The 25,394-nt window shown below is 34.3% G+C and carries 8 protein-coding genes; 2 read left to right on the top strand and 6 right to left on the bottom strand.

From position 1 onward, the window contains the following. Nucleotides 1–4: 4 nt before the first annotated feature. The 3 genes from D6T69_RS07705 to D6T69_RS07695 are packed head-to-tail and all read right to left on the bottom strand — an operon-like array spanning nucleotide 5 to nucleotide 18,427. Complete coding sequence (locus tag D6T69_RS07705) at nucleotides 5–14,299, bottom strand: T9SS type B sorting domain-containing protein (RefSeq protein WP_125067196.1); 14,295 nt, start codon at nucleotides 14,297–14,299, stop codon at nucleotides 5–7. 47 nt (nucleotides 14,300–14,346) lie between these two features. Beyond that, nucleotides 14,347–16,176, bottom strand: a complete 1,830-nt coding sequence (locus D6T69_RS07700; protein ID WP_125067195.1) for a PorP/SprF family type IX secretion system membrane protein — start codon at nucleotides 16,174–16,176, stop codon at nucleotides 14,347–14,349. Nucleotides 16,177–16,183: 7 nt separating this feature from the next. Beyond that, complete coding sequence (locus D6T69_RS07695; RefSeq protein ID WP_125067194.1) at nucleotides 16,184–18,427, bottom strand: T9SS type B sorting domain-containing protein; 2,244 nt, start codon at nucleotides 18,425–18,427, stop codon at nucleotides 16,184–16,186. A gap of 267 nt (nucleotides 18,428–18,694) precedes the next feature. Here D6T69_RS07695 and cmk point away from each other — a divergent pair, with 267 nt between their 5' ends. After that, entirely contained in the window at nucleotides 18,695–19,384 is a 690-nt protein-coding gene (gene cmk / locus D6T69_RS07690; RefSeq protein ID WP_125067193.1) for a (d)CMP kinase, read from the top strand. Between the two features lie 90 nt (nucleotides 19,385–19,474). Next, nucleotides 19,475–20,962 (top strand): NAD(P)H-hydrate dehydratase, encoded by a 1,488-nt coding sequence (locus D6T69_RS07685; RefSeq protein ID WP_125067192.1) that lies wholly within the window; start codon nucleotides 19,475–19,477, stop codon nucleotides 20,960–20,962. On the opposite strand, the gene D6T69_RS07680 is transcribed toward D6T69_RS07685, so the two are convergent. From D6T69_RS07680 to D6T69_RS07670, 3 genes are all read right to left on the bottom strand, one after another. Beyond that, the gene (locus D6T69_RS07680) at nucleotides 20,959–22,620 is read right to left on the bottom strand and encodes a sodium:solute symporter (RefSeq protein ID WP_125067191.1); all 1,662 of its coding nucleotides are present in this window, start codon (nucleotides 22,618–22,620) and stop codon (nucleotides 20,959–20,961) included. The genes D6T69_RS07685 and D6T69_RS07680 overlap by 4 nt on opposite strands. Before the next feature lie 129 nt (nucleotides 22,621–22,749). Continuing rightward, the gene (locus D6T69_RS07675; RefSeq protein ID WP_125067190.1) at nucleotides 22,750–23,511 is read right to left on the bottom strand and encodes a DUF6503 family protein; all 762 of its coding nucleotides are present in this window, start codon (nucleotides 23,509–23,511) and stop codon (nucleotides 22,750–22,752) included. A gap of 115 nt (nucleotides 23,512–23,626) precedes the next feature. Further along, entirely contained in the window at nucleotides 23,627–25,378 is a 1,752-nt protein-coding gene (locus D6T69_RS07670; protein ID WP_240628389.1) for a cytochrome-c peroxidase, read from the bottom strand. Between the last annotated feature and the right edge of the window lie 16 nt (nucleotides 25,379–25,394).

The raw sequence follows: 25,394 nt of genomic DNA, 5'->3' as shown, positions 1-25,394 counted from the left end.
GTTATTATCTATATAGTGTAAAGTGTCCCATTATTTTCTTCTCTTGACCTGATAACTCTTTAAAGTAAATTGTATACCAATAATCTCCTGATGGTAATGGTGTACCTTCATAAGTACCATCCCATCCTTCTACAGTACCTTTAAAGTCTGCAATATTACGTGCATATCTATCATAGATAAACACTTTGATGTCATGATAATCTTCTACTTCACGAGGATACCAGTAATCATTTATTCCATCTCCATCTGGTGTAAATAAGTTTGGAACAAAAATAGATATATACTCTCCTCTAACAGTTAGTGTAACCTCACAACCTCTAGCATCTCTAACCGTAATGGTATAGTCTTTTGTTTGTAAGATTAAGAACTCATTATCTGGTCCAAAATCACCTCCATCTACACTGTACTCATAAGGTGGTAAACCAAAGTCAGCGTTTGCAATTAATGTATTCTTAACTGAATCATCAATTTCTAAGGTTAATGGTTGATAGTCCACTATATCAATTGGACTACTAGTAGAACTTTGAGAACAAGAACTTATTGTGTGTGTAGCTGTAACATAATAACCTGATCCGGCTGGTACATCAATAAACTCTCCTGTAGTATTTGTAGCTATTAGTGTATTTGCTCCATCATATAATGTGTAAGACATATTATTTCTGTAAGCTTCATCTACTATTGCTAAGATAATATTACCTGTTGGACAAGTATATTCAAAGTCTACTGTTAGTTGTATATCTACCGGTTCTCCTGTAGTTACTCTTATAGGATCTACTACGTTACATCCTGCTTCATCTCTAACTGTGATAAAGTACGCTGTACCTCCTTGAATGTTTTCAGCTGCTCCTAATATTATTGAGTTGGTAGTATATTGAGTCGGTAACTCTACATTATTAATACTTACATAATAAGGCTGTGTACCTCCTTGCACATTTAACTCAATTGTTGGTGTAGGATCATCAATACATACTTGTTCAGTTACTCCTACTAGTGTTGCTGTAAACTCATCTGGTTGTGTTACTTCAACTCTTATAGGGTCTAAATAACAACCTACAACATCTTTTACTGTAATCCAATAAACTCCTGCACTTAAGTTTTCAAATACATTGTTTTTTACAAACTTAGTTTCTGGAAACTCAGGACTACTTGGATCTGACGCGATATTAAACTCGTAATCGTTATTACCTCCTTGTGCATTAACCGTGATAGTACCATCGTTACCTCCAAAACACGTAACTGGTGTTGCTGTTACAGTAGCTTCTAATACATCTGGTTCTGTTATTGTGTGCTCTCCTGTTATAGCATAACACTCTACACCAAATCTATTGGTACTTCTTACGTTTATTTTATAAGTACCAACATTTAAATCACTAAAGGTGTTTGACGTTTGCCAACTACCTAAAGGAGCATCGTTTCCGTCTAGTAATTGGTATTCGTAATCTGCAAAACCTCCTTGTACATTGGCAGATAATACTGCATTGCTATCTCCATTACACGTAATAAATGCTGAATCTATATTTAGTGTTGCTACTAAAGGTTCATAAGCTCCAACTGTTACTGTTGCTGGTTCAGAAACACATAACTCACTATCTCTAACATAGAATTGGTGTACTCCTGCATCTACATTAAATGTATTTGTGTTTCCGAAGGTAATTCCATCCATACTATACATATAAGGACCTGTACCTCCTGCTCCTGTAACTTCTACTGTTGCTTGAGGAGTATTACATGTAATATCTACTGTAATTTCTGCTGAAGCAACTACTTCAATAGGATCAATGATATCTACTGGACCTAAAAGACCATCACAAGAATATCCATCTGCTACTTTTACTGAATATCCAACACCTGCTGGTAAATTCGTAAAGATTGGTGATGACTGACTTGCACTTTCTGTTCCGTCAGGGTATACTAATATATAACTGTATGTTAAATTAGGGTCTTGTGTTTGACCTCCAGCTATATTAGTTACTTCAATAGTTGCTGTATATTCTCCTTCACAAAGGTTTGGAGTAACGTTTAAGTCTCCTGTAATCGTTGTTCCAGGTGTTAATGTAAAAGTTGTTGTCTCAGTACATCCATTAACATCTCTAACAGTTGCTGTATAATCACCTGCGGTTAAACCTGTAATTATAGCATTGTTATCAAATGATTGAATTGTTGAACCTGAAGTGTTGTTTACCAACTCATACTGATAAGCTCCCCAACCTCCATTAGCTGTTAACTTAACTCCTCCTGAGTTTGTAGGAGTACACTTTAAGTATGTTAAATCACTTGCCAATGTTAAGTCGCTATCTGGTTGAGAAATCTCAAAGTTAGCTGTTTGAGATGTACAAAATGGCGTATTTGGCATTGTAACCTGTACATAATACTCTCCTGGAGCAATACCTGAAACGGTAGTAGGTGTTCCTCCTGTTCCGTTTCCTGTAATACCTGTTGATGTTCCTCCAATAGTAAACACTTCATAATTGTACACATCAGTATAAGGTGTAGCAGGACTAAAGTATATATCTACACTTCCTGTACCTCCAAAACATGCTCTTTCAATATTTGTTAAGAATATATCAAAAGATGGTGCTTCTTGTACTGTATGATATGCTTCTAAAATACAACCTGTAGCAGGATTTAAAATTGCAATTGTATAACTATCTGTTGCTAACCCTGTAAACACAGCTACATCAGTTGCTGTTGCAGGTACTACTGTTGTTGTATATCCCGTATTGGCTCCTGTAATTGTATATTCTACATTCGCTATATCTGGATTTACTTTAACAGTAATATCTTCTCCTGTACTACAATCAATAGCTTTTGTTACTGTAATTGTAGCATCAGTCATTGGTGTAAATGGATTAATAGTAACTACTCGAGATACAAAGCAATCTGTGTTTTCATCATATACTTTTACAGTATAATCTCCTCCTGCTAAATCAGTTGATATATAAGTAAAATTACTATCATCTTGTAATACATTACCCGTTGCATCTTCAAAAACAACTCGTACATAGTTTCCTGTACCTCCTGTAATCGCTCCTTTATCTACTACTATTTTTGCAGTATTAACTGTATTACCTGTTGTACAAGCAAACTGCGTTACTGTAATAGCATTTGAGATATCGATCACTGGGTTCTCATCTATTGTTACACTCATTGTTGTATCACAACCATTAGAACCTGTTCCTACTATAGAATAAGTTCCTGCTGATAAGTTGGTAAATGTTACATTTGAGTTTGATGAAACTCCACTATCTCCATTAGGGTCAGGACTTATTGTATAAGTTAATGGTAAAATTCCATTATCTGTAGGTGAAACTGTAATTTCACCATCTGTACTTCCAAAACAGATATCATTCACTGAAGCAACCGCTGTAAACTCAGGTCTTATTTCTGGTTGAATTTCAATAGTTTTTGATACATCACATACAGGTGTTGCATCTGTATCACGTACTGTAACTGTATACGTTTGCGGTGTTGTATTTCCACCAGGGATTGATATTGTGAATGGATCACTACTTATAATACCTCCAGTTACTAAAACTCCATCTACAGAACCCGCTACATCATATTGATAGTTACTACCAGAAGTCCAGTTAACCAAATCAACTGTTACAATACCATCTGGTGATGCAGAACAATCTACCTTCTTCGTTTCAACTAACGAGAAGTTTACATCTGGATTGATCGTAACATCTGTTGGTGTACCTGCATCACATCCATTTGAATCAACTACATTCACAGTATAATCATCAGCAGGTAAATTCGTAAAGGTATAGGTTGTTGCTGTTAAAATTTGTGTTTCAACAACTCCTCCTGCATTTGATAAAGTATAAGTATACGTACCTGTACCTCCTGCTGCAATTACTTCAATACTGCCTCCTAAAGATGTATCACATACATTATCATTATGAGTCACATTGAATGTTACTGGTGTTGGATTAACTACGGTTACTGTGGTAGAGCGTGGACATCCATTTCCATCTCTTACACGTACCCTATAATCACCTGGAGGGATTCCTTCAAATATATTATCATTACTATAAACAAAGCCTCCATAAGCCACATTAGGAGTAGATTGTAATTCTAATTGATACTCATAGTTACCCCAACCACCTGTTGCTGTTCCTGTAATCGTAGCATCAGAACCATTATTACAACTTACTAATGGATCAACTACAGCAGAAACTAATAATGAGTTTTCCGGTTGATAAATAGTAAAATTAGGACTTCTTACCTCACAATCAGGACTATCAGTCATCGTAACAATGACATAATATGTACGAGAAGTACCTGGATTTGCATCTAAATTAGCAATTGGAGAGTCTCCTGTTTGTCCATTTACAGTTCTATAAATTGAATCGTCACTAGCATCATAAACAACATAATCATATTGTCCTGCATATGGTGTTGAAGTACTAAAGCTCATTAATACACTAGCATCATCATTCTCTCTACAAGATTCATTTACTACATCTGTAATTAATAAGTCAAATTCTGGCTCTTCATCTACCGTATAATATGTTACCAACTCACATCCTGTTGTAGGGTGTGCTATTGTTATTTCATAATCTCCTGTTGGTAAATTGTCAAAATCTCCAGAAGTTACACCATTTTGAGTTACAGCCGCATAACTATTACCATTGATTCCTTGAATTGTAATATTAGCTGCAGTACCTAAAGTTGAAGTATAGGTTACAGTAATATCTTCACCTGCACTACAAGTAATTGCTGTATCTAATGTTGTAATAGGATTAGAAAGTGCATCAAAAGGAGCAATCGTTGCAGTAGTTGTTCCTAAACACCCTTTGTCATCATACACATCTATATTTACAGTACCTCCTGCGGTATTTGATGTCGTAAATGTGAAGTTATTTGAATCTTGAATTTCATCAGCACTTCCATCTGCAGGATCGTAAGTAAATACTACTCGTGTATAAGTTCCTGAACCACCAGTGGTACCTGTTGGTAATTCTACCGTAGCAACATTAACTGTATTACCTGTTGTACAAGCAAACTCTGTTACTATTGGTGTTGATGGAGCTACTGCGATATATTCAGTTATTACAATATCGGTAACTGTTGTTGTACATCCATTAGTTGCTGTACCTGTAATACTATACGTATTTGGAGGTAAATTAGTAAATGTACTATCACCATCATATGTACCAGCTACAGGACTAATTGTATAAGTTACTGGTAAAATACCATTATCAACTGCCGTTAAAGTAATGGTTCCTGAATTATCTCCTGAACATAAACTATTTTCTGCTACATAGGTAAAACTAGGTTCAACAGGATCTTGAACAGTAATTGCTTTCGTTTCTGAACAACCAGAGTTTACATCAGTAACAGTTACATTATGTACTCCTGGTGCAAGTGAAATTACTGTAGTTGAAGTTGCAGGGGAAGTTATTGTTCCATTTGACCCTGTATCAAATGAATAATTATAATTTCCTCCAGTACCTGAAGTTACATTTATTTCTACCTGACCATCATTACCTGGTACACAAGTAGCATTTTGAGTTACACTTAAGTTAAAGTCTATGTCTGGATTTACAATTATTCCTGTTGCAGTATCCGTACACCCATTAGCATCTCTAACTACTACATCATAACTTGCTGGTGTTAATCCATTAAAGGTATATGACGTATTACTTGTTGGAGAAGTAAATGTTGTACCTCCATCAATAGAGTAACTATAAGGAGCTGTACCATTATTTGCATTAACTGTTATTGTTTTATTTGTATCACAGCTTGCAGGAATTGCAGAGACAATATTTGGTGAAGGGCTTAAATTTAAAGCCACCGTACCTAAACTTACTGGTCCACAACCATTCGTATCTTGAGCAAAAGCTTCAACTGTTACTGGTGAACCAGTTACAGTTCCTGCTGCAACAGTAATTGTATTACCTGATAAAACTCCAGTTCCATTTGTTACATTAAAAGTATAAGTGTAACCTGGGAAACCTCCTACTACATTTTCAATTCTTACTAAACCATCTACACTACAAGTAATATCTCTTACTTTAGTTACTTGCCCTGAAATTTCTGTTCCTTCAATTATCTCTACATCTTGACTTCCGAAATCACAAGTTCCTATATCATTCGTTAATACTATATAATATATACCTGGTGAAAGACCTGTTACTGTAATATTTGTAAAACCACTTTGTGCAATATTTGTATAACCAGCTACTGCTGAGCCTACATTTGTTGTTGCATCTCTTTCATACAATGTCCAAGTAAAATCATTCGATAAATCACCACTAGTGTTATCTATTGTGAATGTTATTTGACCTGAGTTTGTACCAAAACAGGCTTGATTATTTACAGTACTAGTAATAGGTACAGTAGGAGTAAAATCAATATAAAGATCTTCATTATTTTTTTCAATACAATCATCTGATGGATCAGCTGTCCCTTTTGTATCTCTAACAAAAAATTCATACGTTAATCCTGGTGTTAAACCTGTAAAAGTATATGTTCTGTCTGGATCACCAAGTGTTCCATTATTAAGTGCATCAGGTCCAACCCAACCTGAAGGGGAGTTAATGGCAAATTCAAATTCACTAGTTAAACCACCTCCTAATGCTTCTACAGTTACCGAAAAACCAACTGAACAGTCACTTGGGTTTGCTATAGGGTCTACAATTAAACCGGTAACGTTGTATGGAATTTCATATGGTCCGTATGCTACTAAACACAGTGTAGTACCAGAACTATCAATTGTTTGTAATACAGGGTGTACTACGTCTCCAGAGTTTAATCCTCTTATTTGACCATTCGTATCAGTAAAGTTTATCCATGTAACACCATTATCTAAACTATACTGTAAAGTATTAGGTAAATAAGTTACAGGATCTATGTTAATAAAATTAAACCCTGTCTGAGATGTATCTTCAATACAACCTGCTGGTAAAACATCTTCTATATCCATTACAATTGCTGGTGGATCTGTTAATGTTACAGTTTTTGTATCCTGGCAATTTAAAGCATCTGTAATTGTAATGGTATAAGTCTCTACTGCTAAATTATCGAAACTAATACTTGATCCTACAAAATTATTAATTGTGTTTGTATACCCTCCTCCACTATCAGAAATTGTAATTGTATAAGGAGACTCTCCTGTATTGGCTAAAATTGCTACATCTATACTTCCTGTATCTCCATTACAAGTTGGTTCGTTAGTCGTAACGTCAATTTCAACAGGTGTAACCGAAGCTACAACTATATCTTGAACGACATATTCACAGCCTTCATCATCTCTCACATACACATCATAAGTTCCTGATGCTAAACCTGTGACAGGGTTTGTTGATGCATACGCTCCTGCTAATGAACCATCAGTCACTACTGAAAACTCATATCCACTTCCTGATCCTCCTGTAGCATTCACTAAAATTTCTCCTGTAGGGTTACAACTTGCATTAGTAGGTGTTGCTGTAGCTGATAATTGTGGATTAATAGTTACTGGAGTATTCTCTGTACATCCTCTGCCATCTTGTACATATACTGTGTAATTTCCATCAGATAATCCAGAGAATGTATAAGTATTAGAGGTTAAAGGTGTTGGTGTTTGCCATGTAGTTCCATTTAAACTAAAGGTATAATCACCATTACCCGAGTTAACTGTTATAACTATTTGTCCATTAGTTCCATCATAACACTGAGGTTCAGCATTAAAAGTTACTGTCTCTATTGGGGCAACTGTTACCCCCACAGAACCTGTACATCCTAACCTGTCAGTTGCTACTACTGTGTAAGTTCCTGCTGGCACATCTGTAAATGATATAGAATTGTTTGAGCTATCTAATAATTCATAAGTATATGTTGGTCCGTTACCTCCACTTGCATCTGGAGTAATTGTAGCTCCTGTAGCAGGATTACAAGTAATCTCTTTTGTTACAGGTGCCGTTACCACTATTGGTGTTGGATCTACCAATGTTTCTTGTAATGTTATTGTACAAGCTGCTGGTGATGCACTATTAGGGCGAACTTCAATCGTGTTTAGTCCTACTGGTAAACCTGTTATTGTAAATGGGTTTGTTCCTGCTGCTTGCCATCCATTTCCATTAGCATTATATTCAAATGAAGTTGGAGTATTCGAAGGAAAAGAAGTCTCTACAGTAATTGTTCCATCGTTACTTCCAATACATGTTTTTGAATTACCTGTAATAGCAGCTGTAAACTCTTGATTTGGTTCAACATTTACCGTAATATCTGTCGTACAATTACTCCCATATTCAACAGAAATAGTATGGGTTCCTACTGCTACATTATTAAATACATTGTTACCTGTTTGTGGTATTCCTCCATCTAATGAATAAATGTAAGTTCCATCTAAAGGAGTTATTGTAATATTTCCTGTTCCATCACAGTTATAATCTACTGTACTATTCAATGTTGGTTCAGTAGGTAAATCTGCAATAGTTACTGGGTTTAAGTCTAAAATACATCCATTAGCATCCACCACTCTGGTATCATAGTTTCCTGGAGCTAGATTTGTTACCGTAGTGCTTCCTGCTTGTGTATAATTACTATCGCTTGTTAACTTATAAAAATATAAGTAATCTGTTGTACCTCCTGTTGGAGCTGTAAAAGTGATTGTTCCTAAAATAGTTCCTGAAGGACTGCACATTAAATCTGTTGCTGTAGCACTACCTCCTGTTAAAGCAGATGGGGCTGTTATTGTTTCTGTTGTAGGTGATGATGAACATCCATTAGCATCAGTCACTACTATTTGATAAGTATCAACAGCTAACCCTGAGAATGTATAATTCAACCCATTTGAAGGCCCTTGTGTTATTGGAGCTCCAGAACCTGTAACGGTAACTGTATAATTTGCTGTACCGTTGGCTACAGTAACATTAATTGTTCCTGTTTCTCCATTACATTTAGGTTGTACAACAGTAGTTGTATGTGTAGGATTTACTATTTGATTTACTGTTACTGTATCTGTAAATTCACAATAGTCTGTTCCTCCATTTTTATCTCTTACATATACATTATATGTACCTGAAGGTACATTTACTGGACTTGATGTTGTCGTTATTGGAGCAATAGCACTTGACGTATCCTCTATATAATATTGATAAGTTCCATCGCCTCCACTTGGGGTAATTACGATTTGACCATCATTACATGTTGCGCTTACTGTAGTAACTGTTGCTGTTACTTGTGGAAGAATTGTTGCCTGTTGTGTATCGCTACAACCTTTACCATCTTGTACGGTAACATCATAAGTACCATCTGTTAATCCTGTAAAAATGTATTCTGTTGGTGTTGCCGCATTAGGTGTTTGCCATGTCGCTCCACCATCTAAACTAAACTGGTAATCATCATTACCTGAAGTTACATTAACCGTAAGTGTTCCATTACTACCATCATAACATGTTACTGGTGTTACCGTAAAATCTACAGAAGCTGGTTCTACTATAGGCACACTAACTGGTACACAGTTTGTTCTATTAATATTAATTTGTACATCATCAATAAAGTTTCCTACAGTGTTATTTCCTCCAGCCGTCGACAATGCATCAAATGCAATAACCGTAGTTGATTGTCCTACAGGAACAGTATATGTCCCTGAATATACTCCCCATGCAGAAGTACCATCACTCATAGTTTCAACAACTGAAGCGGTAGCTAAATCACTTCCTATTTTTACAGTTGCTTCATCTACACCACTTCTACCTCTGTGTGCTACTGACCAATTAATTACGTCTCCTGGTTGTGTACAATACTCTTGGTATAAAGAAGAAACCGTATTAGCATTTAATTCTGCAAAAGCGTTACCTTCATGAGCGGGAACTCCATTAAATCCATTATACCAAATTTCAATCAAATTATCCGACGCTGTAGAATCCCAACCTGGAACTAAATCTTCATTCATTTGCTGGTATGTTGTTGCTGAATTAGCAGGTAACTCAAAACCACCATTTTCAAATAAATTTGCTGTACATCCACATTCATTACAGCTTCTACTGTCTCTAACCATTACAATGTAATCAGTTGCTCTTGGTGGTACATTTGAAAATACTGGGGATGACTGCCAAGTAGCCCCTCCATCAATACTAAATGTATAAGGAGGAATCCCTCCTGTAGCTGAAGCTGTTATTGTTCCTGTTGCTGTATTACAAGTTACTTCTTGAGTAGCTGAAGCAGAAAGTGTTAACTCCTCAGGTTGATTAATAACAACATTTCCTAAGTCTATTGGACAAGTTTGTCCGTTGGCTGTTTCTCTTATAAATATATTATATGTTCCTGCAGCCAATCCTACAACCCTATATGGATTATCGGCGGTCATTGACCAAGTAGTTCCTCCGTCTGTAGAATACTCAAAGCTTCCTCCAATAACGTTATTCGCTGAAATAGTAACGGTTCCATTATCTGACCCATAGCATTCACTATCCGTAGATCCTACAATACTACCTGTAAACGCTTGATTTTGTTCAATAACAAAACTTACTAACGTACTACAATCTTGACCTTTATAGTATACCAAAATCTCATGAGGACCTGGGGCTAAATTTGGAAAGTTATTAATATTAGTTGTTGGTGCTCCATCTAGAGAGTATTCGTAATTATTTTTTATTTCTGAAGGTGGTCCTAATACTACATTTCCTGTACCGTCACAATTATAAGTTATATCTGGTACTAATTGTGGTGCGTTTGGAGAATCCAAAATTTCAATATCTCCTGGTATTTCATATACACAACCATTTTCATCTCTTATGTAAAAACGGTAGAATCCTGGAGTCAAACTATTAAATACTGCTTCTGCCGACCCGTTATCATCAAAAGAATAATAATCAATATTTGTTACGTTTCCACTACCATCTACAGTACCTATACCATATTCATATCCTCCAGTACCTCCAGTTTCATTTTCAAATCTTACTTTACCTCCTGCACCACAGTTGTAGTCTCTTTCTTTTACTACTTCTGCACTAAGCGCTGGTGGTTCTGTAATTGTAGCACTTACTTGGTAAGTACATTGATAGGTGTTTTTTGAGGCTCTAATATCAATGTTATAAGAACCAACTGATAATCCAGAAAATACACCTGTATTATTCGTTGTAGAAAAACCATCTATACTATATTCTAAAGTATATCCTGTAGCATCACCTCCTGTTAACGTTACTTGTATCGTACCATCATTATCTCCATTACATGCAATATTTGTTGGTGTTGCCGTAAACTGCAATGCTGGTTCAACCACAACAGTAGCTTCAGCAGTTGTGCTACAGTTGTTATCATCTCTTACTTCAAACACATATGTTCCTTCACTTCCCATTGGAACTTCGTACGTTGTGTCAGTAAAATATACTTTATCAACATCTGCTACTGGAGTTCCATTTACAGAAATTACAGCATATTCGTATGGTGAAGTTCCTTCACTTGGTGTTAGTGTTATAATTCCTGGAGAGCTACCATTTTCACAAGTAATGTTTTTTGTTGTAATTGCTGAAAGTGCAATTGGCTCAGGTAACGTTATTACTCTTGTTTCATTTGCTGAACAACCACCTTCTGTACTTACAAGAATTTCATAAGTACCACTCTCTGTTATGGTATATCTTTGGTCATTGCTATCAATAAAGCCATTAGACCCTGCCATGTATACATTATCCTTTCTTATTTCATAAGAATATCTACCTGGAACATTTTCTATCTGTACCGTAAGTTCTGATGCTCCACCACAAACATCAATATTTGTAAGCACATTTAAACCAATATCTAGACTTTGTATATTTACACTATCTGTAACATAATTACAAGATCCGTTAGAACCAACTTGACGAATTGTTACAGTATAATCTCCTGGGTTAGTTATAGAAAAAGTATTACTTGTTTGAAAAGGAGTCGTTGTACCATTGCCTGATAAACTATATTCATACCCATCAGGTACACCATTAACCACAATACTTCCGTCTGTACCACATAAAATATCAGTTGGTACAACAGTAGGAGTTAATGAGTTTCTAAATACATTAAAATAATATGTTTTCGGACACGTACCGTCATATAAAACTTCTAGTTTATAAGCTCCTGTTTCATCAAAAGATTGAGTTAAATCTGTTCCTAACGAACTCCAAGAACATCCAGTAGAAGTAGGTGCACAATCTTCAGTTTCAAAGTTATAGCCGCAACCACCATCTCCATTTAATTTAAACCATTCTACAGTTGTATTTGATCCTGCGAAAGGTAAAGTAATATCTCTTGATTCTGTTGTGCTTCCACATAAATAAATTTCAGCCAACTCTGTAGTATTACTAGTACAAGATGTATTGAATCTATCTGCAAAAGGTGGAGCTAATGGGTTTGACACATTAGCAAAACTTATTACTTCTACAATTTCTGGTTTTGTAATACAGCCTAAGGTTGTTGTTTTAGTTACAGTATATACTCCTGCACTACTTACTGTAATACTTTGAGTATTTCCTAAAAACTGACCATTTTCATCTTCCCAACTATAAGTATCAAAACCGTCTCCTGCTGTTAATTCTATACTTCCTCCACAAAGAACCTCTGTTCTTCTAAAATCACAATCATCTAAATTAACTAAGAAGTTTGAAGATCCTACAATACCAAAATCACAACTATCAAAACCTGAATAACTAGGTTCATTGTCTACTACAACTCCACCTCTAACTCCTTCAAATCTAGCAAAAGCCTGGTTTTGAACCACATTAGAACAGACATCTCTTAACTCATTACAATCAGAAACAACTTGTACATGTAAACGAATATTATATTCTGCTCCATTTTCTTGTACCATACTATCTGGTATTCCAAACTCTACTTGAGCTCTAAAACCATTCGTTGCTGATGGTGCTTCATACCCCACTATTGTTACTCCGGCAGGTAAATCGATGTCGAAACGCACACCATTATACACAGTTCCTCCTGTAGAAGTTTCTAATAAGTCTACATTTTTAGGTAACCTATCCGTTATAACCGTATTAGTTGCATCATCAGTACCTACATTTTGAAAGCTTATATTATACCATAATTCACTACCTAAGCCTACAGGTGTCCCTTGAATATCGTTACCGCTACCATCTAAAACAGATTTCACCATTTGTAGCTCTGGTTCAATTATTTCAACTGCCAAAGCATTTAAAAAAGGCCAATAAACATCCCCACTAGTAGTGAATCTAACATTAGCAGAAGTTTGCCCATTAGTAATAACACTATTATTAGTATTACTTAATTGATATAAGTCTACATCAAACCCTAATGTATTTTCACTATCTGGAATACGAGAAGTTAAATATTGATCATTTATACTTATAGAACCATTAAAAAAGTTATAACTTGGGTTTATATTTGGTGTAGATTGACTTACATAGTTGCCACTAGTATCTTCTATTTGAAACCTATCTCCTGAAATACTTCTATCCCCCTCTAACGTAGCAGCCAACAGGCTAACTCTTACTGGTGCTGGGTTTGCTGGGTTTCCAACAGGCACCGTAGTAAAACCAGAATATGATAACTCCACATCATTACTTCCATCTACATCAGCATAACCATCAAAAATAGCAATGTTTTTACTTGATAGTGTTTGATTTTCATAAATTACTACCATGGTCCAACCTCCAGAACCTCCTAGCCCATCTGGATCCTCTCCTCTTGTTGCTCTAATGTTTGCTGCAACATATGTACCGTTATGACCTTCTGGGTCTACAGCTGAAAGCCCTTGAATATCAGATGTAATATCTTTATAATAAACATAACTAAAACCTTGGTCATAAACTGTTTCGTCTGCAGTTATATCTTGATAAACCCCTCCTGGTAATCTAAATTTAATTTGATTTGGGTTACCTGATCTGTTTTCATAATTCCATGTTTCATATGGGTAAACCCCAGCCCAGTATAATCCTGCATATACTACTCTTGAACAAGTAGGTAAACTTAACACATCAGAACTTGATGAAAATGTTGAGGCATCACTATCTATATCAATATATTGCATATTGAGATTTCCATTTGAACTAGAACCGTCATACGGATACTCAGGATCATATTGATTACCTCGATCTCTACTTAAAACATTATTGGCTATAAATGTAATATCTCCTTTTATGTTTATACCACCTGAAGTTCCATCAGGATTTATAGTACGTTGATTAAAACCAGCTGCTAACTTGGCTCCATATTTTTGCGTTTCTAATGATAAGGATGCTTTTAACTTAGCATAACCTTTTGCTTCATTTAAAACTTTTGAAGTTGTTTCCGGTTCTTCTTGTGAAAAACTAAAAAAGGTTTGTAATACAAGTATTAATAAAGTAATTATTCTTTTCATAATTTCAATTGGGGGAATTAATTAATCAAGTTCTTCTGTTATGTATTCTATTTTATTTGTACGATTGCTTTACGATCGTAAAAGGCTCCATTTAAATTTGTATTGTACATTTTTATTGCTTCTGCTCTATCAGTTGTTTTAAAAATGTAAACATGCATAAATCCTGTTTTGGGGTCTACAAAATAATCTGCATCTATATTATCATTTCGTAACTCATCTACATTTCTATCTGCTAATGCTTTTTGTGAGTTAACATATACTCTTAAATAGTACCCTGGTTCTACTCCTTCAGCTTCCATAGGATAAACTCTAGCAGGTGGTTGTGTTTTAGGTTCTTCATAACTACTCAGTGCCCCTCCTAAAGTAATTTTAACCACATATACTGGATCTTTTGTTGTTTTTTGAACTTTTATCGTTGAGTTATCTTTCTTCTCATCGTTCTTTTCAAATAATCGAGTTTTATCGTTAAAATTATCTACCTCTTCTTCTGCATCTTCCTCTTTTGCAAACCTATCAAGGTAAACGTAATACAACTTTTTCTTAGGTTCAAATACATATTTTGCTTCAATATCTAATCGAGACCATTTATCTATTAATGCTTCTGCATTTTCTTTACTTCTAAACTGATCAGAAACTACATAATACATAGTACCGCCTCCTCCTGAACGTGTTATTGTACTCTTACGCCATGGTTTATTTGACCTTCTTTTTAATGAAGTATCTTTTGACTGAACCGTATCTCTTATTATTACTGTATTTGTAGTTGTTTTCGGTGCTGGTTGATTTTTCAATAAACGTAACACCTCATCAATTTTCTTATTCAGAATATCAATAGAATCTTGTGCTTGTTGAATTTCATCAGATAAATCGTTGTGCTCTGGATTTTTATATTCAATTTCACGTTTTGGTGCTCGTTCTGGAAGGTTTACTTTTACATTGCCTGTTCTTCTTTTAGGGCGTTCTCTAGTAAACGACCTTTTTCCAAAGTTATAAATCAACCCTATTTCATTAGTTGCGGCAAAACTACTCTTTTCATAGGTAAAACCAATTGCTAGCTTATCCGATAAATTCACTCCTACACCTGCTGAAATACCGTACGTTTTATCATAACCCGCTTTTACCCAACCTGCTTTAGGTAAATCTACAATAGCATTTGCCCCATAACCAAATTCTCCATTTCCCGGTTTTCTTGCCATTGCTAACATTCGTATATCTGCTCCTTCAAAAAGTCCTTTTGCGTAAGTTAATTCATGTGAATACATTAAATGTCCTGAAAATGTTTTTTCTCCAAAAGAAGTAGCCATTTCACTCTTTTTCAGATTAAAATCAACTAAATTCTCAAAAAACACTCCTACATCAAACTTTCCTATAGATAATGTTATTGCTGGTTGAAAATTAACGATAGGAAGATCTTGGTAATTTGAAATTTGAGGATCTGGTTCTGCTGAATTTACTTTTAACCCATCTGCACTTCTTCTGCTATACAGGAAGTTAAATCCAAAAGTTAAATCCATCGTTTCATTTAACTGCAAACGGTGCGCATAGTTAGCTAAGGCACCGAAATCTTTAAAAACTCCTACTTCTTGTTGATAAATTGCTAAACCAGCTCCTACATTTTCCCGCATTTTCCCTGAATATGTAGCCAAATATAATCTGGGGTTGTCTTCAAACTCAACATTACTATTCCTAACTATAGCAGAAAGTGAAGTTTTATTTTCTCTTAGAGCAGAAAAAGTAGGTACCGTTAAAAAACGATTAAATTTCATAAAGTTACGTGAACTAAAGCTACTATATTGCTGTTCACCACCAGAAAACTGTGCTTGTACCACAAACACATTTAATACTATAATAATAAATAAAGTAATTTTTCTAATCATCTAAAATTTAATCTATTACTGATATCGTTCCTGCTTTAATAAGCCTACCTTCTCTAATAATCTTATAATAAAATATTTTTTGATTGCCTAAACTTTCTACAGGCCAATCATTTTTGTAATCAGTTGTTTTTAAAATTTCTTTTCCACCTGAATTATACAATATTATCTCTACACTTGGTTGGTATGCATACGAATTAGACAATTTCCAAGTATCATTAATTCCATCTTGATTAGGCGATACAATATTAGGCACTATAATTTGTCCATCTGGCTCTACTACTTCTATTGTCTTATATAGTGTACAGTTACCTACTTTTACTTGCACTGTATAAAAACCTAATTCAGTTACCTCTAACTGCTCTGTTGTTGACAACAAAGTTCCTGAAGTATCTTCTCCTTGGTACCATTCATAAGTTTCTCCACCAGCTGCCACAACTATAGCAGAACCTCCTTCTTCCAGCACAACAATTTCTGATGGAGTAACGGTTACTGCTGAATCTTCAAAAGGAATAACATTTATCGGTGCTAACTCGTTGCTGCAGCTTGAATCAGAATATTTTAACACATACTCCCCTACTTCAGTTACTACTAATGTTTTGGGGTCTGTAGGGGTTACATCTTCATCACCGTCTTTTATCCATTGATAAGTATAACTCGTATTAAAGTTATCTATTGTATAAACAATAGAAGAACCTGCACATAAAGAGTTTGAAGTTGATGTAGAAGATACCTGAGGCACCTCTACTAGCTTTACATCAATAGCATTAGAATCACCACTTTTTCCTGTATTTGTACTTACTGTTAATGTATATGAACCATTATCAGCATATGAATTAACAGTATACTCTTCACTTGTTCCTCCGGTAGAAATTCCATCTTTTTTCCAGTCAAAGTTTAGCATAGCTATTTGATCGGAAGTTAAATCATATTCGTTTCCATCTTCAGCTATGGCTTTTACGCCTACCATGCTTAACTTTGTAGTAGCTGAATTACACTCTTCATAATCAGTAGCAGTTCTAATTACTACATTAAATGAGTCTACAGCTAATAGCACAAATTCTTCTGAATCAACTACAGCATCACAAGCAGAACCTGTACTTTTTGTAACTCTTGCAAAGTAAGTTCCTGCTGTTGTTGCATCAATACATAATTGATTTCGCACAGCTGTTCCCATTGCCCCCCCGTTTCTAAACCATTCAATGGTTACATCTTCAATAGGTGTAGCATCATGGCTTATACACAATTCTTTTGATTCTCCAAATAATATAATTCGTTTCAGAGCACCTTCATTGGTTACTGTGTATCCTGCATCTGTTTGTTGTCGTAATACTACATCATTTGAAACTGTAGTACATGTTCCTGCCTCAATTTCTAAACGGTATGTACCAAATTGACCTGCAGTTGGTGTTGTGTATGTTGGATTATTTGAAGATTGTTTTAATTGGCCATCTAAATACCAATTATAGGTATAAGTAGTATTAGTAGCATTTGCTTCAAATGTATGAGATTGATCTCCACAAATTTCAATAGTTGACGCCCCTTTAATTTGCGTATCTGCTCCACTAAGACCATCAACGGTTAAAAACCTTGACTTTGGACCTCCACACAAGCCATAATCAATTACTACATAATATTGTCCTGTTTCTGCTATCGTATATTTAGGTTCTTGTGTAGTTGCTACCAGTTCATCCGTACCACCATTTCTTCTATACCATAAATATTCTCCAATAACATTGGTATCTAAGGAAACCTCTCTTGTCTCTCCATTACATAATGTAAAAGAGTTACCATTATTTATAGATAACTCACCCTCTGCAAACATGTCATAATACGCTTCAAAAGAAGCTGTTTGTACTGTTTGTACAGGATTACTTGTTTTTACACGTATCACATAGTTTTTCCCATAAGTTCCTTCTTGCAGCTGAAAACTAATATTATCCATACCTTGACCTTTATTGTAGTCATTTGCAGCTGTGCTTATAAGTGTTCTTAATGTTTTTACTTTAGCTGGGTCTGAAAAAGACCCATTTTCATCAGAAAGTTCTATTGTAAAAGTATTAGCATCCTCAAAAATACCAGTGAAACTTATATCTAGAGAATAATCTGTCCCTCCTACCTGATCACAAAGAGCTCTATTACTCACGCCCACTAAATCGTTAATAACGATACTTTCAAGCACTTGAGCACTTGAATTTATACACAGTAGAAATGTTGCTAAAAGTAATAATATGCTTTTAGAGCTTCTTTTCATTTAAGGGATTCTTTTAAGGGTGTCAAATTTATAGTTTTTCTTAACAAAAGTATAATAAAACCAATAAAATTAATAGGGAAATATATAAAATCTATTTTTAACAGGCAACTAAAGTTTCTATCTTACTTAATCTGAACTGCTTTTTTACCTTAAAACTATATTAACCAACACCTTAAACCCACTTCTTTTACTGCTTTATTTTCATATTACAAAACCCTTCATCTATATTAAAATTCTACCGTATATTTGCTGTCTATTCTTCATATTATGACCAAGAAAATAACTATAGCCATTGACGGTTTTTCATCTACAGGAAAGAGTACTATTGCTAAACAATTAGCTAAAGAGCTTAGTTATATTTATGTTGATACTGGTGCTATGTATAGAGCTGTTACTTTATATGCCATGCAACATGGTTATATTTCTGAAAATCATTTTAACTCAGAAGATTTAGTTGCTGATTTACCTAACATTTCTTTGTCTTTTACATTTAATGAAAAACTTGGTTTTGCTGAAATGTTTTTAAACGGAACTAATGTTGAAAAAGAAATTAGAAGTATTGAGGTTTCTAAATTAGTAAGTAAAGTTGCTGAAGTTTCTGAAATTAGAAAAAAGTTAGTTCGTGAGCAACAAGAAATGGGTAAAAACAAAGGTATTGTTATGGATGGTCGTGATATTGGAACCGTAGTTTTTCCTAATGCTGAACTAAAATTATTTATGACTGCTTCTGCCGATAAACGTGCTACACGTCGCTACAAAGAATTAATAGACCGTGGTGACAAGGTTAACTACGAAGAAATTTTACAAAACGTACAAGAACGTGACAGAATAGATTCTACCCGAGAAGATTCTCCTTTAGTCATGGCTGACGATGCTATTGAGTTTGATAATTCTGACATGGGGCTTAAAGAACAATTTGAACGTATTATGAGTTTGGTTAATGCTAGAATTCAATAAAAACTACGTATACCATTAATTATAGTAAACCCACAAAATTCTTTGTGGGTTTCTTTTTGCTTTTTTTATGTAATGTTGTAAATTTCTTACATGGAAAATCTTCAAAAAATAATCAATGTTGCTCAAATACGAAAAGCTGACGAACATACTATTACTAAAAAAGGGGTTACCTCTTTTGCTTTGATGGGACAAGCGTCTTTAGCCTTTGTAAAAGCTATTGAACCTTTGCTAAATCGTTCTCTAAAAATTGCTATTGTTAGTGGGGTTGGTAATAATGGAGGTGACGGATTTGCCATTGCTAGAATTTTAAAAAGTAAAAAATATATTGTACAACCTTTTTTAGTTCAGTTTAAAGATACACTTAGCTCAGATTGTAATATTAATTTTCAAAAACTTGATGATACTATCATTATAAAATCAACTAGTAAAGTTCCTGACTTCTCTGAATATGATGTGATTATTGATGCTATTTTTGGTTTTGGACTTTCTAAACCTATTACTGGTTTTATAAAACATGTTATTGAAAGTATTAATAATGCTAAAAAAACTGTATATGCTGTTGATGTTCCTTCTGGGTTGTATTGTGATAAGCTTCCTGATTCTGAAACTGTTGTACAGGCAGACCTTGCTGTAAGTTTTCAACGACCAAAATTTTCATTTTTTTTTCCTGAAAATGGAACCTTTGTAAAAAATTGGAAAACAGTTGATATTGACTTAGATGAAGATTTTATTCAACAACAAGAAAGCAACTATTTTATTTTAAATGAAAAGATTACTGAAATTTTAACACCCCGATTACGTCAATCACACAAAGGAAGTTACGGACACGCTTTATTAATTGCAGGTTCTTATGGAAAAATGGGAGCTGCAGTACTCTCTTCTAAAGCTTGCTTACGAAGTGGTGTAGGTCTGCTGACTAGTTACATACCAAAATGCGGGTACCAAATTATGCAATCTTCCATTCCAGAAGCAATGTGCCTAACCGATGAGAATGAAGAATTCGTGACCCAACTCCCAGAAATTTTCAAATACGACGTTCTCGCGATAGGTCCTGGAATAGGTGTTAACGAAAAAACAACACTACTTGTAAAAAAGTTAGTATCGGAAAGTAATAGTCCGTTAGTTATTGATGCTGATGCTATAAATATTATTGCTCAAAACGAAGAATTAAAATCGTTACTTCCTAAAAACTCTGTCTTAACTCCACATATTAAAGAATTTGATAGATTGGTTGGAAAATCTGACACCTCAACTGAACGTTTTCAAAAGCAACTTGAGTTTTCTAAAAAATATCAATGTGTCGTAGTTTTAAAAAACGCATATACTACTATTTCTTCTCCTGAAGGAAATTTATACTTCAACACTTCTGGAAACCAAGGAATGGCAACAGGTGGTAGCGGTGATGTACTCACAGGAATTATCACAGGGTTGTTAGCACAAAATCACCCTCCATTACATTCCGCTTTATTGGGTGTATTTTTCCATGGAAAAGCAGGTGACGATGCCGCTTACAAAAAAGGACACAAAGCATTAATTGCTTCTGATATTATTGATGCTTTACGAATAGAAAAAAGTTAGTTTTCTTTAGACGTTGATTGAATTAGTATTGCTAATAGCATTACTAAACCGCACCCTAAGGCATTCAACCACAAATACGGTAGCCAATCGATGTACCAAACTGCGATAATAATTAATTGCGTAATTATCGCTGCAATAAATACTGCATTTCCTTTGACAAACTTTACAAAAAAGGCTAATAAAAAAATTCCCAACACATTTCCGTAAAAAATAGAACCAATAATATTTACGAGCTGAATTAAATTATCAAATAAATCTGCTATACAGGCGACTAAAATTGCCAAAATCCCCCAACCTAGGGTAAACCATTTTGACATTTTTACATAATGCTCTTCGCTATATTCTATTTTAGTATTTCGTTTGTATAAATCAATAGCTGTTGTACCTCCTAAAGCGTTTAATTCAGATGCTGTAGAAGACATGGCAGCTGATAAAATTACCGCTAACAACAAACCTATTAATCCTTTGGGTAAATTATTCAGGATAAAGTGAATAAACACATAATCTTTATCATTTGTTTCTACCAATGGATCTACTTTTGAAATAATAGTCTTTGCTTCTTCTTTTAGCACCTTATCTTGTTCATTAAACTCTTGAATCTGTGCTACATTCTCAGGTGTTAATCCTTCAAAGATCAATGCTTTCTTTCTTCCTTCAATAAAACGATGTTGTTCTTCTAGTTTAACATACTGCTCTATTGTTTCAAGGTTAGAATTTGCTATTGCTTCTCCAGCTTTGGGGTTGAAATTTATAGGAGACGGATTAAACTGATAAAATACAAACACCATCACTCCTACTAACAGAATAAAAAACTGCATCGGTACTTTTAACAGCCCATTAAAAATCAATCCTAATTGACTTTCTCTTAATGATTTTCCTGATAAGTATCGCTGTACTTGGCTTTGGTCTGTTCCAAAATACGATAACATTAAAAATGTCCCTCCTAAAATACCTGTCCAAACCGTGTAACGGTTATTCAAATCCCAAGAAAAATCAAGCACTTTCATTTTATCGGAAGCTCCTGCAATTTCTAGTGCTTTGGTAAATGTAATATCGTCGGGTAAGTATTGTAATATCAAGTAAAAAGCTACAAACATTCCTGCGAAAATTACAGCCATTTGTTGTTTTTGTGTAACACTTACTGCCTTTGTTCCTCCAGAAACAGTATAAATAATTACCAAAACCCCAATGATGATATTCAAAGTAATTAAATCCCAACCCAAAACAGCAGACAAAATAATAGCGGGCGCAAAAATGGTGATTCCTGCTGCTAATCCGCGTTGAATTAAAAACAGAATTGCTGTCAAGGTTCGAGTTTTTTGATCAAACCTTCCTTCTAAATATTCGTAGGCTGTGTAAACTTTTAATCGGTGATAAATAGGAATAAACACCAAACAGATAATTACCATGGCTATTGGCAACCCGAAGTAAAACTGTACAAAGCCCATTCCGCTATGGAACGCTTGTCCTGGAGTAGATAAAAAAGTAATAGCACTGGCTTGTGTTGCCATAACTGACAAACCAATCGTCCACCATTTACTTTCGTTTCCCCCTTTTATATAGTCTTCAACATTTTTACTTCCTCTGGTTTTCCAAGCTCCATATAAAACAATAAACAATAAGGTTACCGAAAGAACAATCCAATCTATTAGTTGCATGGTTTATTTTGTATATATGTTAGTGATTATGTAAAATAACACGATGTATACTAAATTAGCCACTAAGACTAATGTATACTCTTTTTTCCATATATACTTTTTATCCATACTTTGTTTTTTATTAGTTGATTATTCTTTTGGTTTTTCGTAAAAACTATTGGCTAATGATGCTTCACTTAACAAAGGCATTTTAAACTGAATTGGTTCTCTTCCTGGTTCTGTTGGTTGCCCGTTTTCATCTTTAGCATACCAAGTTATGGATTTTGGTAATAACAAACCGTTAACATTTTCCCAATCGTTATATTTTATAATTTTATAAGCATCAGTTGGTTCTTTGCTAAAATAAGTAACCGTATACCCTAACCATGCCATTTGTTTTGTTTCTGGATGGTAAAATATAAAATAATTATCATCTGGTGAAGTTCCTACGTTGGCTTTGTATGAAATTTTTATTCCTGGATAGCTAACTCCTTCAAAAGTCAGTGGTTTTGTTTCTGAATACACAATGCCATCATCAGCTAATACAAAAGGCATTGCATAAAAATAAAAATATAGATTGTAATAAAACTCAGGGTTTCCTTTAAACGCTGTTGAATCTTGTTGCTGTAACCACACTTCTCTTCCATCAAACCCTAAAGAATATTCTGGTGAATTCACTACTGTTTTTCGTGAATGCAAATCCGTAGTATGTTCTTCATTTTTAAGTGTGAATGACAATGTTTTCATTTTTTTCCATTGTTCAATCCCTCCATGTTTTTCAAGAACTTTTTCTAATGCTTTCGGATATTTTAATGTTGCTACCTCTTCTTTTTTAATTGTTTCCTTTTTAACTTCTTTTTTGCATGCTATTGAAACAAGAGCTATAGCGATTAGTACTACTATTTTTTTCATGATAATTGATTTGTTCTAATTGGTCGAAACTACCATTAGAAATTACAGTAAAAATAAAAAACTCTCTATATATATATATTAGAGAGTTTTATGTTAACTATAAAAATTGAATGAATTATTCATCCGTTAAGGCTTCCATAAAAGCTATTAGGTCTTTAATTTCTTTTTCTGACAAATTCAATTTATCTGATGGTAACGTTTGATTTGGCACTTTATATCCTAATCCTTGTCCACCACCTTTATTATAAAAATCAACTACTTGTTCTAAGGTTTCATACACCCCATTATGCATATAGGGAGCCGTTTTGGATATGTTACGAACAGTAGAAGTTTTGAAAAAGTATTTGCGTTCTTCAGTTTTAAATATATCATAAGCTCCTAAATCACCATCTAACCCTGTTTCTTTCATATTTGGAACTCCAATAGATTCTACTTCTGTTTCCGTAAAATTAGGTGGAACTGTCCCGTTAAACACAGGTGGAAAGTGACAAGTGGCACATTTTGCTTTCCCCATAAAAAGATTAAATCCGTTGATTTCAGAAGTTGTTAAAGTGTTTTCTTTATTGTTGATATTTTTATCAAACTTAGAACTAAAATCGCCTAAACTTCTAATATAATTTGCTATTGCATTTCGGATGTTAAAATCAGTTACCTTTCCATATAAATTAGCAAACGATTTTGTATACGCACTGTCATTTTTTACAGTTTCTGTCAAGTTTTCTAAATTGGTATGAAACTCATTCTTATTTTCAACAACTCCCACAATTTGCCCCTCTAAACTACCTGCTCTTCCATCGTGAAAAAAAGTTTGTTGGTAAGCAGCATACGGTAAGGTTGGTGTATTTCTTTTTTGCTTCGGAAAAGTTGCTAGTCCATCGGTAAAAGCTTTATCCTTAATATGACAAGTAGCACAGCTCATAACACCGCCTTTTGATAAATTCTTATCATTAAATAGTTTTCTTCCTAAAGCTATTTTTTCATTAGACATTGCCTTTTCTAACTGATGATAATCGTTAAAGAAATCAATATTAAATGTTTCTTTAGAAAATAATGAAGTGATGTTATTGTTGAACGCCATAGTTAAAGGAAATTCCACTTTCCAATCTTCAGCAGTATTCGCCAATAATTCTAATTGTTTATGTGTGTGATTTTTTATAAAATCATAGCGGTTAAAAGACTCAAAATCGCTTTCTTGTAACATTTTTTGAGCTGTCTGCAACTCATTTACAAAATCAGTATACAATTTATCTTTTGAAAACTCACTTTTATACGTATTTATAATAAAGAGTAAGGTTTCGTAGTTTGTTTTTGCTTCTAATAAAGATTGCTCTAACACTGGTGAATCAAAACCTGTTATTCCTACCAAAGCTATACGGGCAATTTGATCACGTAACAGCCATAAAATATGATGCTTTTTTAAATACAACGTGTTGTTTGCCGCTATTAGTTTAAGTCTACTTACTGTCTTTTTTATAATGCTCCCTACCTCTGCAACGTCAACTTCATCCTCATTTAATAACTCTTCAATAACTTGAAACCCAAAAGGGGCTCTTATTTTAATATCCGTAGCATCTTCCTCTTCAATCTTTAAAATATTAGAAGCATTTAGACTCTTGTAGTTTTCTTTATCAGCAAAAGCTAATATAGGTTCTATCAACTTAAACTCCCTTCTCGCCAACTTATACTTATTGAGTTTTTCGGAAATCTCATCAACAACATTAATTTCTTCTAAACTTGAAATACAGTTATCAAGACGCTTTGAATAATATTCTTGAACTTTTGCCACCAAAGCTCGATTATCTAGCTTTGAATAGCTTGTTGCGTTTTCTTGTTTACAACCAATTATAGATACCAGAAAAAGACACATGATAACATGTGCCTTT

The organism is Tenacibaculum singaporense (genome assembly GCF_003867015.1).
In the GTDB taxonomy this organism is placed as follows: Bacteria; Bacteroidota; Bacteroidia; order Flavobacteriales; family Flavobacteriaceae; genus Polaribacter; species Polaribacter singaporensis.
The sequence above is the reverse complement of the archived record's forward strand: the minus strand, read 5'-3'. Positions and strand labels throughout refer to the sequence as shown.